The sequence below is a fragment of the Streptomyces sp. NPDC046805 genome, from assembly GCF_040645355.1.
Taxonomy (GTDB): domain Bacteria; phylum Actinomycetota; class Actinomycetes; order Streptomycetales; family Streptomycetaceae; genus Streptomyces.
In genome coordinates this window covers 91,167-104,001 of the sequence record NZ_JBEYYC010000001.1, presented here as the reverse complement: position 1 = coordinate 104,001, position 12,835 = coordinate 91,167, and the positions used below count along the sequence as shown (strand labels likewise).

Below are 12,835 nucleotides of genomic sequence, written 5' to 3'. Positions count from 1 at the left end.
TGGCATCTGCTCGGGCCGTTCCGAGCCCTTCCGGCGTTACGGCCGCTCCGGCTGCTCGGTGAGACCTTAGCGGACACGTGTGCGCCCCTCCCGTCCCGTAGGTGGCGGGCCGGATCAGGCACACCAGGGCCGGGCCCCGATGCGCTTCTTCCCACGGCAACAGCGACGGACGGGGCGCCCTGGCGCGTAGAGCCCATGTAGGGCAAAGGACGGAATCCGTACGGGAGAAGGGGCGCAACGTGAAAGGTCACGGACGCAGCGGAGCACTCGGAAGCGCCAAGGGCACGGCCGTCGCGGCGGTCGCCATGGTCGCGCTGACCGCGTCGCAGGGGCCGGGGTCGGTCCCGGCAGGGGCCTCGGAGCCCGCACGGGAGGCGGGGGCGCCCGCCGAGCACGCCCCCAGCGTGTCCGGCGACGCTCCCTACCGCACCGACCTGCCCCCGCTGCGGACCGGTCAGGCGCAGCGCAACTCGGCCCCGGGCGCACAGGATTCGGCGCCGGGAGTGGCGGCGAGCGCGCTGCCCGCGAGCGTGTTCGCGGCGTACCGGCGCGCCGAGGCGGAGCTCGCCCGCAGCGCCCCGGGCTGCCGCCTGCGGTGGCAACTGCTGGCCGCGATCGGCCAGGTGGAGTCGGGGCAGGCACGGGGCGGCCGGGTGACGCCGGACGGTACGGCCGTACCGTCGATCCTCGGGCCCCGGCTGACGGGCGGCGGCTTCGCCGTGGTCCGGGACAGCGACGGTGGTGCGTACGACGGGGACGCGGTGTACGACCGTGCGGTCGGGCCGATGCAGTTCATCCCGTCGACCTGGGCCCGCTGGGGCACGGACGGCAACGGCGACGGACGGTCCGACCCGGACAACGTGTACGACGCGGCGCTCGCCGCCGGGCGTTATCTGTGCGCGGGCAGCCGGGACCTGTCCCAACCGGCGGAGATGGACCGGGCGATCCTCGGCTACAACCACTCGGAGACGTATCTGCGCACGGTCAGGGCCTGGTACGCCTACTTCCTGACCGGGCATCGGGTGGTGCCGGACCTGCCCGCCGGGTCCGCGGGCGGGCCGACGGAGCCGGTGCGCGCGCATGCGCCGAAGCCGCCGCGGAAGCCGGCGGTCCGAGGGGCGGACACGAAGGCTTCTCGTCGTGTTCCGTCACCGTCCACTCCTCCTGGCTCACCCGGCCCCTCCTCGCCCACACCCACTCCGACCCCTTCCCCTACAGTGGGCGCGAAGGTGACGCTGCCACCCTCCGTCCCCGTGCCCGAGGTGAGCCTCACGGTGCCCGGGGGTCACGTGCTCGGCGGGTCCGGGCCGCTGACCAGCAACAGCTAGGAAACGATGGCCGTCCGCCCCCTCCACAACCGCTGATACTCGGCGGTAATGTCGCCACCCTCCGGAAGCACAGAACCGGCAGGTGAGCGCGAGGGGACCCCCATGGCGACGGACATGCCCGAGGACATGCAGGCCGCCGACGAACGGTGGCAGCGCATGTGGAGTCATCGGGAGCAACTGCTCAAGGTGGCGCGGCGCCGGTCGATGAGCCTGGAGGATGCCGAGGACGCGGTCCACGAGGCGATGCTGCGCGCGGCGGAGCGCCCGGATCTCGACGACGAGCGTCTCGGGGCATGGCTGACGACGGTGACGATGCGCTTGTGCGTCGACCGGTACCGGCAGGTCAACCGCGAGTCCGCGGTGCGCGCCAGCCCGCCGCTGCACGCGCCGGGCCCGGTGCCCGTCGAGGAGGCGGTGTGCGACCGGGACGAGGCACGGTGGCTGGCCGACCGCAGTGGGGAGTTGCCCGCCCGGCAGGCCGAGGCGCTGCGGCTGAAGTCCGAGGATCTGGACGTCGGTCAGGTCGCGGTGCGGATGGGCCTGAGCTACCGGACCGTCGAGTCGCTGCTGGCCCGCGCCCGGCGGACGCTGCGCGCCTCGCTGGCCGGGACGCTCGGGATCCTGCTGTTCCTGATCGGACGTGCGCGGCCGCGTCTCACCGGGAGGGCGCAGGCGGTGGTGGCCGTCTCCACGGCGGCGAGTCTGGCGGTGGCCGGATTGGTACTGCCGTACGCGCTCGACGGGGGCGGTCACGGGCACGCTCCGCCGCCGGTGCCGGCGGTGTCGGACTCGGCTCACGCGCTGCGGACCGACGGCACCGGCGGGGTGGGCTCTCCGGGCCCGGGCAGCCCGGTGCCCTCCGCATCGGGGTCCACCGGGCCGACGGCCACTCAGTCTCCGACCGGGGATTCCCTCATTCCCCTGCCCATGCCGGACGTGTCCGTCCCGACGCTGCCCGATGTCTCCTCCGCCCCGCTTCCGAAGGTGCCGACGCCGGCGGTTCCCCGGGTGCCGAAGCTGCCGACCGTCTCCTCACTCCCCTCCCTTCCGTCTCATCCGCCGCTCCCGTCGGTCACGGGCGCGCCCGACGTCCCGTCCGCGTCGCTGCCCTCGCCTCCGGCGGCCGTGCGGCGGCCGTAGCCCCCGCCTGAGCACGTCGGACCCGCGGTGACGCCGGGTAAACCTCCGCCGAAAAAAACCCGCCACCGGCGCGACGGACGCCCCGCCTCTCCCCGTAGAGCAGATGTCGGAGCTGCTCCATGGGCGACACGGGCGAAGGGTGGAACCGGATGGGTGTCGAGATCTGCGTGGAGGGACTGACCAAGTCCTTCGGTCACCAGGTCATCTGGCAGGACGTCTCCCTGACCCTGCCCGCCGGGGAGGTCTCGGTCATGCTCGGCCCCTCGGGCACCGGCAAGTCGGTGTTCCTCAAGACGCTCGTCGGACTGCTGAAGCCGGAACGCGGCTCGGTCGAGATCGCGGGCCAGGACATCACGAAGCTGCGTGAGCACGATCTCTACGAGGTACGGAAGTTGTTCGGCGTGCTCTTCCAGGACGGCGCGCTGTTCGGCTCGATGAGTCTGTACGACAACATCGCCTTCCCGCTGCGTGAGCACACCCGCAAGTCGGAGAGCGAGATCCGGCGGATCGTGCTCGAGAAGATGGACATGGTCGGGCTGATCGGCGCCGAGGAGAAGCTGCCCGGCGAGATCTCCGGTGGGATGCGCAAGCGGGCGGGGCTCGCACGGGCCCTGGTGCTCGACCCGCAGATCATCCTGTTCGACGAGCCGGACTCGGGCCTGGACCCGGTGCGCGTGGCCTACCTCAACCAGCTCATCGTCGACCTCAACGCGCAGATCGACGCGACCTTTCTGATCGTCACGCACGACATCGCCTCGGCGCGCCAAGTCCCGGACAACATCGGATTGTTGTTCCGGCGCGAGCTGGTCATGTTCGGGCGCCGGGAGGAGTTGCTGAGCAGCGACGAACCGGTCGTGCGCCAGTTCCTCAACGGGCGGATGCAGGGGCCGATCGGGATGGCGGAGGAGAAGGACGCCGCCCAGGTCGAGGAGGAGCTGGCGCTGCTCGGCGACGCGGACCGCAAGGCCCGGCACGTGGGCAACGACCTGACGCCGCGCCTGCTCCCGGGCCCCGGCATCGCCCGCCCTGCCCGATGGGAGGCGATCGCGAGACGGGAGGCCGAACTGCACCGGAAGGAGGTGAACGGCGTATGAGCCTGTCACCGACCGCCGCGCTGCGGCACTCGGGCAGCCTGTTCGCGATGGCGCTGGACGTGGTCCGCACACTGCCCCGACGGCCCTTTCAGGCACGGGAGTTCATCCAGCAGGCGTGGTTCGTCGCGAGTGTCACCATCCTGCCCACCGCCCTCGTCTCGATTCCGTTCGGGGCGGTCATCGCGCTCCAGATCGGAAGCCTCACCCGGCAGCTGGGCGCCCAGTCCTTCTCCGGTGCCGCCTCGGTCCTCGCGGTGCTGCGGGAGGCCTCCCCGATCGTCACCGCGCTGCTGATCGCGGGCGCGGGCGGCACGGCGATCTGCGCGGACCTCGGGGCGCGCAAGATCCGGGACGAGATCGACGCGATGCAGGTGCTCGGGATCGACCCGGTCCACCGGCTCGTCGTGCCCCGTGTGCTGGCCTCCATGGTCGTGGCCGTGCTGCTCAACGGCCTGGTGTCGGTGGTCGGCGTCGCGGGCGGCTATTTCTTCAACGTCGTCCTCCAAAACGGCACGCCCGGCGCCTACTTGGCCTCGTTCACCACCCTCGCGCAGCTGCCCGACCTGTGGGCGGGCGAGCTGAAGGCGCTGGTGTTCGGGGCGATCGCCGCGATCGTGGCCTCGTACAAGGGGCTGAACGCGAGCGGCGGTCCGAAGGGTGTGGGCGATGCCGTCAACCAGTCAGTGGTGATCACCTTCATGTTGCTGTTCGTGACCAACTTCGTGATGACGGCGGTGTACTTCCAGGTCGTCCCGCAGAGGGGTTAGCCGATGCGACCTCAACGACTCCTCGAACGCCCGCTGCGCTCCCTGGAAGAGCTCGGCGCCCAACTCTCCTTCTACGGGCGCTCGCTCGCGTGGACCGGCCGTACGCTGCGCCGCTACAAGAAGGAGGTCCTGCGGCTGCTCGCCGAGGTGAGCTTCGGCCGCGGCGCGCTCGCCGTCGTCGGCGGCACGGTCGGTGTGATCGCCTTCCTGTCGTTCTTCACCGGCACCGAGGTGGGGCTCCAGGGCTACGCGGCCCTCAACCAGCTCGGCACCTCGAACTTCGTCGCCTTCCTGTCGGCGTACTTCAACACCCGTGAGATCGCCCCGCTGGTGGCCGGGCTCGCCCTGTCCGCGACGGTCGGGGCCGGCTTCACCGCGCAGCTCGGCGCGATGCGGATCAGCGAGGAGACCGACGCGCTGGAGGTGATGGGCGTCCCCTCGCTGCCGTTCCTGGTGACGACCCGGATGATCGCCGGCTTCGTGGCCGTCATCCCGCTCTACGTGATCGGGCTGCTGTCCTCCTACCTCGCCGCCCGCACCATCACCACCTCCTACTACGGCCAGTCGGCGGGCACGTACGACCACTACTTCCACCAGTACCTGCCGCCGGTCGACGTGCTGTGGTCCTTCGGCAAGGTGATCGTCTTCGCCGTGCTGATCATCCTCGTGCACTGCCACTACGGCTACTACGCGAGCGGCGGTCCGGCGGGCGTCGGCGTCGCGGTGGGCCGTGCGGTGCGCACGTCGATCGTCGCCATCAATGTCCTGGACTTCTTCCTGAGCCTCGCGATCTGGGGCGCCAACACCACCGTACGGATTGCGGGTTGATGCGGGTGAGAGTGCTCCGACTACGGGTGTACGGCATCGTCTTCCTCGCCGTGCTCGCGCTGCTGCTGTCACTCGCCGTCGCCGCCTACCAGCAGGCGTTCACCCCGGTCGTGCGGATCACCCTGCAGGCCGACAGGCTCGGCAACCAGCTCGATCCGCGCGCCGACGTCAAGCTGCGCGGGCTGCTGGTCGGCGAGGTGCGCGCGGTGCACTCCGACGGCAGCAAGGCCACGCTCGACCTCGCGCTCGACCCGGACGAGGTCCGCTTCATCCCGGCGGACGTGCACGCCCGGCTGCTGCCCAAGACGCTGTTCGGCGAGAAGTACGTCGACCTCGTCCCACCCGCCCGCTCCGCGGCCCGGGCCATCCGTGCGGGAGACGTCATCACCCAGGACCGTACGAAGGTCGGCATCGAGGTGCAGCAGCTGATGAACGACCTGCTGCCGCTGCTGCGCACGGTGAAACCGGGCGAACTCAACGCCACGCTCTCGGCGTTCGCGACCGCCCTGGAGGGCCGCGGCGACCGCATCGGCGACAACCTCGCCCGGGTCGAGGGCTATCTGCGCCGCCTCAACCCGCATCTGCCGTCCCTCAAGGAGGACATCACGCGTTTCGCCGACGTCGCCAAGGTGTACGGCGATGCCGCGCCCGATCTGATGCGGATCCTGCGCAACACCGTCACCACCAGCCGCACGCTCGTCGAGAAGCGGGACCAGCTGGCGGCGGCGCTGCGCACGACCGCGACGGCCGCGGACACGGCACAGGGCTTCCTCGACGACAACGGCGACCGGCTGATCACCCTCGGCCGGGTCTCCCGCCCGACGCTGGAGCTGTTCGCCCGCTACTCCCCCGAGTACCCGTGCATGTTCGCGGGCCTGGTGCACCAGGAGGAGGCGGGCGAGAAGGTGTTCCAGAACGGCGAGATGCACATCACCCTCGAGGCCGTACGGACGCAGAAGGCCTACCACCCCGGCGAGGAGCCGCGGTACGGGGAGCACGCGGGGCCGTTCTGCCTCCGCCATCCGCCGGTCCCCGTGCCGAAGCCCAAGCTCGACGACGGTACGTCCGGCAGTGGTTCGGGCGGCACGCTCCCCGGAGGTGACCAGGTGTCCGCCACCAAGGCCGAGCAGCGGGCCGTCGGCTCACTGGTGGCCCCCGCGATGGGCGTCTCCGCGGACCGGGTGCCGCCGGTGGCGACGCTGCTGTTCGGGCCGCTGGCCCGGGGAACGGCGGTGAGCGTCGCATGAGGACCACAGGAGCCCGGCAGGCCGCCGCGCCGCTGATCAAGTTCAGCCTCTTCGCGCTGGTGACGATCGCGGCGACGACCCTGCTCGCCGCGACCATCGTCAACATCTCCTTCGCGCCGAAGGACACGTACCACGCGGTGTTCAGCGACGTGACGGGGCTGGAGCAGGGCGACGACATCCGGGTGGCCGGGGTGCGGGTCGGCGAGGTCGAGGACATCCGGATCGAGCACCGGACGCTGGCCGAGGTCACCTTCACGGTCACCGCGGACCGTCCGCTGCGCATGAGCACGAACGCGGTCGTCCGCTACCGCAACCTGGTCGGCCAGCGGTACATCGCGCTGACCGAGGGCGTGGGCGACGGCACCCGGCTGCGGCCGGACGGCACCATCCCGCTGTCGCGGACGCGGCCGGCGCTGGATCTGAACGCGCTGCTGAACGGCTTCAAGCCGCTGTTCGCCGCGCTGAGCCCGAGCGACGTCAACCAGCTGGCTACCGAGATCATCAGGACGCTGCAGGGCGAGGGCGGGACGGTGAACAGCCTGCTGGCGCACACCGCGTCGCTCACCACGACCCTCGCCGACCGCGACAAGCTGATCGGGTCGGTGATCGACAACCTCAACACCGTCCTGCAGACGCTCGACCAACGCGGCGCCCGCTTCTCGGAGTTGCTCAAACAGCTGCGGCGGGTGATCTCCGGGCTGTCCGCCGACCGCAAGCCCATCGGCGAGTCCCTGGTGAACATCGCCGACCTCAGCGGGGCCACCGCGGGGCTGCTGCGCGACGCGCGTCCGCCGCTGAAGGACGACATCGCCGGGCTGACCGATCTGACCGGAACGCTGAACAACAACCAGACGACCGTGGAGGGCGTCCTGAAGCGGCTGCCGAACAAGCTCAACAAGTTGACCGGGACGGCGTCCTACGGCTCCTGGTTCAACTTCTACCTCTGCGACTTCGACGGCCGGATCGTGCTGCCGAAGACGAAGCAGGTGCTCACGCCGGAGCTGCACGTGGCACGGGCGAGGTGCGGCACATGACGCCACGCAACGCGCAGCGCCGCAGGCCCGAGCCTCTGGTGAAGGTGCGCACGCTCCCGCCCAGACTGCTGCCGAGGCGGCCGAAGCCCCGGACCGACAACCTCCCCGCGAACAAGCCCAGGCCCGCGTCCCGGCGCCCCGAGCCACTGGTGAAGGTGCGCACGCTGCCGCCCAGGCTGCCCCGACTGCGCCGCCCGCGGCTCAAGCCGTTCCGCGAGCGCAACCCCGTCGTGGTCGGCGTCGTCGGTCTCACCGTGCTCGCGCTGCTGACCCTGGCCGCGTTCAACGCCGACAACCTCCCGGTGATCGGCGGTGGCGACATGTACAGCGCGGCCTTCTCGGAGGCGGGCGGCCTCAAGGCGGGCGACGAGGTGCGGATCGCCGGGGTCAAGGTCGGCAAGGTGGAGGGCGTCGACCTGGACGGCGACCACGTCAAGGTCGACTTCAAGGTGAAGGGCGACCCGGCCTTCGGCACCGAGACCGGCGCGGCGATCCGGGTCAAGACCATCCTCGGCCAGAAGTACCTAGCGCTGTACCCGAAGGGCCCCGGCCAGTTGAAGGCGGGCAGCCAGATCCCGCTGCGGCGGACGGTGTCGGCGTACGACGTCGTGCAGGCCTTCACCGACCTGACGACCACCAGCGAGAAGGTCGACACGGGCCGGCTCGCGAAGGCGCTGGACACGATCTCCGTCACCTTCCAGGACTCCCCCGCCGAGGTGCGGGCGTCGATCAAGGGACTGTCGCGGATCTCCAGGACCGTCGCCTCCCGCGACAAGGCGCTGCAGGAGCTGCTCGACCACGCGAACGGGGTCACCGGCACGCTGGCCGGGCACACGAAGGACTTCTCCGCGCTGGTGAAGGACGGCGACGCCCTGTTCCAGGAGATCAGCAGGCGGCGCGAGGCGATCCACCAGCTCCTCAAGAGCTCCGCCCTGCTGGGCATCCAGCTCTCCGGTCTGGTCGACGACAACCGCGCGCAGCTCGGGCCGGCCCTCAAGAACCTGAACATGTTCGTGAGGATGCTGGAACGCAACCAGGCGAGCCTCGACCGCAGCGTCCGGCTGATCGCGCCCTACGTGCGGCTCTTCTCCAACACCCTGGGCAACGGCCGCTGGTTCGACACCTACGTCCAGAATCTCGTCGCCGCCCCGGTGGTGCCCCGTACGGGAGGCTCTCGATGACCGCACCCCTCAAGGCACCCCGACGCCTCAAGGCGCGCCGGCTCGTCAGAGTCCTGGCGCTGCTCACCGTGCTCGCGGTCGCCGCCACGCTCGCCGTCAGGCTGTGGCCGCACCCCGAACCCGTCCGCGTCACGGCGTACTTCCCGCGCACCGTCGGCCTCTACCCCGGCTCGGACGTCCGCGTCCTCGGTGTCCGCATCGGCGAGGTCAAGAAGATCACGCCGGAGGGCCGCCGGGTGCGGGTGGAGCTGGAGTACGACCACGGGCGCAGGGTCCCCGCAAACGCCCAGGCCGCCATCGTCAACTCCTCTGTGGTCAGCGACCGTTACCTGCAGCTGCTGCCGGTGTACCGCAAGGGCCCGGTGCTGCGGGACGGTGCCGTCATCCCCGAGTCCCGTACGGCCGTACCGGTCGAGCTGGACCGGGTCTTCGACAGCCTGCACACCACGTCCGAGGCCCTCGGCCCGAACGGCGCGAACAAGAACGGCGCGCTGGCGCGGCTGCTCGGGGTGAGCGCGGACAACCTCAAGGGCCAGGGCAAGAACCTCAACCAGTCGCTGGAGGACCTCTCGCAGGCCGTCACCACGCTCTCCCACGGCCGGCGCGACCTGTTCGGCACCGTGCGCAACCTTCAGGTGTTCACGGCCGCGCTGGCGGCGGACGACAAGAGCGTGCGGTCGTTCAACAGCAACCTCGCCGACGTGGCGGACCAGCTCGCCGGGGAGCGCAAGGACCTCGCGGCGGCGCTCAAGTACCTCGCCCAGGCGCTCGGCGACGTGGCCGACTTCGTGAAGCACAACAAGAAGGCGCTGACCTCGGACGTCCAGGGCCTCAGCAAGGTCACCAAGGTCCTCGTCACCCAACGGGCCGCACTGGAGGAGCTGTTGGACGTCGCGCCCACGGGCCTGTCGAACCTGTACAACACCTACAACCCCTCCTCCGGCACCCTCGACACCCGCAACAACGCGCAGGCGCCGCAGGATCCGGCGTCCGTGCTGTGTTCGCTGCTGAAGACGACCGGCGACGAGGGCGGCAAGAACCCCGACTGCGCCGACCTGAAGAAGCTCTTCGACTCCCTGCCGAAGGTGCCGGCGGCCCCGGCGGCGACGGGCACGGTCGACAAGACCCTCGGCGGAATCCTGGGGGCCCGGGCATGAGCGTGCCGCGCAGGGCCCGGATGGCGGCCTGGACGGTGGTCGGTTCGCTGCTGCTGACCGGCTGCGAGTTCCACGGCTGGTACGACGTCCCGCTCCCCGGGGGCGCCGCTTCGGACAGCAGCGCCTACCACGTCACGGTCGACTTCCGGGACGTCATGGACCTGGTGCCGCAGTCGGCGGTCAAGGTCGACAACGTCACCGTGGGAGCGGTCGAGAAGGTCGAGCTGGTCGGCTGGCACGCGCGCGTGCGGCTGCGGATCGACCCCTCGGTGAAGCTGCCCGGCAACGCGATCGCCGGGCTGCGGCAGACCAGCATGCTCGGCGAGAAGTACGTCGCGCTGTCCGCGCCGACCGGTGTGGCGCCCGTGGGACGGCTGCGCGACGGCGACCGCATCCCGCTGTCCCGCAGCGGCCGCAACCCGGACGTCGAGGAGGTGCTCGCCGCCCTGTCCGCGCTGCTCAACGGCGGCGGGGTGGCCCAGCTCAAGACGATCACCGTCGAGCTGAACAAGGCTCTCGACGGGCGCGAGGACCGGGTCAGGTCCCTGCTGAAGCAGCTCGACACGTTCCTCGGCGGCCTCGACCAGCAGCGCGCCGACATCGTCCGCGCGCTGCAGGGCATCGACCGGCTGTCCAGGCGGCTGAAGAAGGAGAAGAAGACGATCGCCCAGGCCGTCGACACCATGCCGCCCGCCCTGAAGACCCTCGCCGACCAGCGCCGCGACCTGACGAAGATGCTCACCTCGCTGTCGAAGCTCGGCAAGACCGGCACCCGGGTGGTGAACGCCTCGCGGGACGACACGGTCGCCGACCTCCAGCAGCTGAGGCCCATCCTGCAACAGCTGAACAAGGCGGGCGACGACCTGCCCAACTCCCTGGAGATCCTGACCACTTACCCGTTCCCGCGGAACGCCACCGACGCCGTCAAGGGTGACTACGTCAACCTGAAGATCACCGCAGACCTCGATCTGGCGGACGTCTACGGCAACCTCGCCGGCAAGCCCCGTCACGACGGCTCCGACAAACCCGGGACCCCGGACCTGCCGGACGTCCCTGGGCTGCCGAAGTTGCCCACTCCCGCCCCGCTGCCGTCCACCCCGCACCTGCCGGACACCCCGAGCGTTCCCGACAAGCCCCCCGCGCCCGGCCACGGCGGCGGCCCGCTGTGCCCACCGGTGTGCACGGCGGCCTACGGCACGGGGGACGGCTCCCGGCGCCTGCCGCGGGGAGTCGACGTCGACCTCGCCGAGCTCATGCTGAAGGGGATGCTGCCGTGATCTCACGTATGGTCAAGGCCCAGTTGCTCGCCTTCGCGGCCGTCACCGCCATCGGGGTGTCGTACGTGGGCGTCGCGTACACGGGTCTGGCGGACGACGTCCTCGGCGGCGGCTACACCGTGCGCGCGGACTTCGCCGACTCCGGAGGCGTCTTCCCCGGCGCCGAGGTCACCTACCGCGGGGTCCCCGTGGGCCGGGTCGGCCAACTGCGGCTGTCCGGCTCCGGGGTGTCGATCCCCCTGAAGATCGACGACGGAGCGCCGCACATCCCGGCCGACACGCTGGCGGTCGTCGCCAACCGGTCGGCGGTGGGCGAGCAGTACGTCGACCTGCAGCCGCGGCGCTCCGGCGGACCGTATCTGATGGACGGCAGCCCGATCCCGCGCGGTCATACGCGGACGCCGTTGCCGGTCACCGACATGGTCCTCAGCCTCGACCGGCTGGTGAAGTCGGTCAAGAAGGATGATCTGCGCACCACCGTCGACGAGTTGGGCAACGCCTTCGCGGGCACCGGACCGAACCTGAGTCGTCTGGTGGACTCCGGCAACACGCTGGTCGAGTCGGCATCCCAGTCCCTGCCCGAGACGGTCTCGTTGATCGAGGACTCACGGACGGTACTCAAGACGCAGGCCGACGAGGGCTCGGCCATCAAGTCGTTCTCGCACGACCTGGCCGACCTCTCCGCACAGATGAAGTCGAGCGACCCGGACCTGCGGCGGCTGATCGGCAACGCCACGCCCGCCGGTCAGCAACTCGACTCCCTGCTGAGGTCCACCCGGCCGGACCTGCCGGTCCTGCTGGGCAACCTGATCAGCGGCGGCCAGATCACCGTGGCGAGGCTGCCCGGCGTGCGGCAGTCCCTGGTCACCCTGCCGCTCATCATCGCGGGCACCGACACCGTCTCCCCCGACGGCACGGCCCACTTCGGGCTGGCCGTGAACGTCGACGACCCCCCACCCTGCACCCAGGGCTACGGGACACAGCGCCGTGACCCCGCCGACACCGGCACGCGCCCGGCGAACACGGGCGCGCGCTGCACGCTGCCGCGGGGCAGCGCCTCGTCGGTCCGCGGCGCACAGAACGCCCCCGGCGCACGGACCGGTTCGTCCGGCGCCGACCAGACCGCGTACGTCACCCCGTACGACCCGGAGACCGGGAACGCGACCGGCCCGGACGGAACCCCCGTCTCGATCGGCTCGACGGGCGGCGAACAGAGCGTGTTCGGAAAGGAGTCGTGGCAATGGCTGCTCGTTGGACCGATGGCGTGAAGGGGTGGCACCCCGGACGAGGGTGGCACCCCAGGGCGCTGTCGATCGGGCTGGTCCTCGCGACCGTGCTGACGACGGTGCTGTGCGTGTGGCTGGGCCTGCGCGTGGCCGACCAGCGCGCGGCGGAGCAGCGCCGCCAGGACGTCCTGGCGGCGGCCCGGCAGTCCGCGCTGAACTTCACCTCGCTCGACTACCGGCACTACGGCCGGGACAGCGGCAACGTGCTGAAGGGCGCCACCGGCACCTTCAAGAAGCAGTTCGCCGCGCAGACCGCGGAGTTGACGAAGCTGGTCGCGCGGAACAAGTCGGTGTCCGAGGGGCAGGTCCTGGAGGCGGGCATCGTGCGCTCCGACGAGCGCAGGGCCCGCGTCCTGGTCGTCGCCGACAGCAAGGTGACCAACACCGCGGCGCCCCAGGGGCAGGCGCGTACGTACCGGCTCCAGCTCGACCTGGAGCGCGTGGACGGCCGATGGCTCACCTCCGACGTCGCGTTCGTGGGCTGACCCGCCAGTGA

12 protein-coding genes are annotated in these 12,835 nt (G+C 71.0%); all 12 read left to right on the top strand.

The window, feature by feature from the left end; translation table 11 throughout:
• Window positions 1–239: 239 nt before the first annotated feature.
• Window positions 240–1,328, top strand: a complete 1,089-nt coding sequence (locus ABZ910_RS00675) for a lytic murein transglycosylase (protein WP_361356979.1) — start codon at window positions 240–242, stop codon at window positions 1,326–1,328.
• Window positions 1,329–1,430: 102 nt separating this feature from the next.
• Window positions 1,431–2,468: a sigma-70 family RNA polymerase sigma factor gene (locus ABZ910_RS00670; RefSeq protein WP_361356977.1), complete on the top strand. Its 1,038-nt coding sequence runs from the start codon at window positions 1,431–1,433 to the stop codon at window positions 2,466–2,468.
• A gap of 149 nt (window positions 2,469–2,617) precedes the next feature.
• Window positions 2,618–3,562 (top strand): ABC transporter ATP-binding protein, encoded by a 945-nt coding sequence (locus ABZ910_RS00665; RefSeq protein WP_361358063.1) that lies wholly within the window; start codon window positions 2,618–2,620, stop codon window positions 3,560–3,562.
• On the top strand, window positions 3,559–4,329 hold the full coding sequence (locus ABZ910_RS00660) for an ABC transporter permease (RefSeq protein WP_361356974.1): 771 nt from the start codon (window positions 3,559–3,561) through the stop codon (window positions 4,327–4,329). The genes ABZ910_RS00665 and ABZ910_RS00660 overlap by 4 nt, the downstream gene beginning before the upstream one ends.
• A gap of 3 nt (window positions 4,330–4,332) precedes the next feature.
• Complete coding sequence (locus ABZ910_RS00655; RefSeq protein ID WP_361356971.1) at window positions 4,333–5,157, top strand: ABC transporter permease; 825 nt, start codon at window positions 4,333–4,335, stop codon at window positions 5,155–5,157.
• Window positions 5,157–6,404: an MCE family protein gene (locus tag ABZ910_RS00650; RefSeq protein ID WP_361356968.1), complete on the top strand. Its 1,248-nt coding sequence runs from the start codon at window positions 5,157–5,159 to the stop codon at window positions 6,402–6,404. The genes ABZ910_RS00655 and ABZ910_RS00650 overlap by 1 nt, the downstream gene beginning before the upstream one ends.
• On the top strand, window positions 6,401–7,438 hold the full coding sequence (locus ABZ910_RS00645; RefSeq protein WP_361356965.1) for an MlaD family protein: 1,038 nt from the start codon (window positions 6,401–6,403) through the stop codon (window positions 7,436–7,438). Before ABZ910_RS00650 ends, ABZ910_RS00645 begins: the two co-directional genes overlap by 4 nt.
• Window positions 7,435–8,619 carry an MCE family protein gene (locus tag ABZ910_RS00640; protein ID WP_361356963.1) on the top strand — a complete coding sequence of 395 codons (1,185 nt, stop codon included), beginning with the start codon at window positions 7,435–7,437 and terminating at the stop codon, window positions 8,617–8,619. The genes ABZ910_RS00645 and ABZ910_RS00640 overlap by 4 nt, the downstream gene beginning before the upstream one ends.
• Complete coding sequence (locus ABZ910_RS00635) at window positions 8,616–9,776, top strand: MCE family protein (RefSeq protein ID WP_361356961.1); 1,161 nt, start codon at window positions 8,616–8,618, stop codon at window positions 9,774–9,776. Before ABZ910_RS00640 ends, ABZ910_RS00635 begins: the two co-directional genes overlap by 4 nt.
• Complete coding sequence (locus tag ABZ910_RS00630; RefSeq protein WP_361356958.1) at window positions 9,773–11,053, top strand: MCE family protein; 1,281 nt, start codon at window positions 9,773–9,775, stop codon at window positions 11,051–11,053. The genes ABZ910_RS00635 and ABZ910_RS00630 overlap by 4 nt, the downstream gene beginning before the upstream one ends.
• A complete protein-coding gene (locus ABZ910_RS00625; protein ID WP_361356955.1) occupies window positions 11,050–12,321 on the top strand; it encodes an MlaD family protein in 1,272 nt (423 codons plus the stop codon). The genes ABZ910_RS00630 and ABZ910_RS00625 overlap by 4 nt, the downstream gene beginning before the upstream one ends.
• Window positions 12,294–12,824, top strand: a complete 531-nt coding sequence (locus tag ABZ910_RS00620; protein WP_361356952.1) for a hypothetical protein — start codon at window positions 12,294–12,296, stop codon at window positions 12,822–12,824. The genes ABZ910_RS00625 and ABZ910_RS00620 overlap by 28 nt, the downstream gene beginning before the upstream one ends.
• Window positions 12,825–12,835 lie beyond the last annotated feature (11 nt).

Excerpts from the sequence above, each read along its gene's own strand:
- ABZ910_RS00670 (WP_361356977.1), top strand. The coding sequence starts at position 1,431 with ATGGCGACGGACATGCCCGAGGACATGCAGGCCGCCGACGAACGGTGG.
- ABZ910_RS00665 (WP_361358063.1), top strand. The coding sequence starts at position 2,618 with ATGGGTGTCGAGATCTGCGTGGAGGGACTGACCAAGTCCTTCGGTCAC.
- ABZ910_RS00660 (WP_361356974.1), top strand. The coding sequence starts at position 3,559 with ATGAGCCTGTCACCGACCGCCGCGCTGCGGCACTCGGGCAGCCTGTTC.
- ABZ910_RS00655 (WP_361356971.1), top strand. The coding sequence starts at position 4,333 with ATGCGACCTCAACGACTCCTCGAACGCCCGCTGCGCTCCCTGGAAGAG.
- ABZ910_RS00650 (WP_361356968.1), top strand. The coding sequence starts at position 5,157 with ATGCGGGTGAGAGTGCTCCGACTACGGGTGTACGGCATCGTCTTCCTC.
- ABZ910_RS00645 (WP_361356965.1), top strand. The coding sequence starts at position 6,401 with ATGAGGACCACAGGAGCCCGGCAGGCCGCCGCGCCGCTGATCAAGTTC.
- ABZ910_RS00640 (WP_361356963.1), top strand. The coding sequence starts at position 7,435 with ATGACGCCACGCAACGCGCAGCGCCGCAGGCCCGAGCCTCTGGTGAAG.
- ABZ910_RS00635 (WP_361356961.1), top strand. The coding sequence starts at position 8,616 with ATGACCGCACCCCTCAAGGCACCCCGACGCCTCAAGGCGCGCCGGCTC.
- ABZ910_RS00630 (WP_361356958.1), top strand. The coding sequence starts at position 9,773 with ATGAGCGTGCCGCGCAGGGCCCGGATGGCGGCCTGGACGGTGGTCGGT.
- ABZ910_RS00620 (WP_361356952.1), top strand. The coding sequence starts at position 12,294 with ATGGCTGCTCGTTGGACCGATGGCGTGAAGGGGTGGCACCCCGGACGA.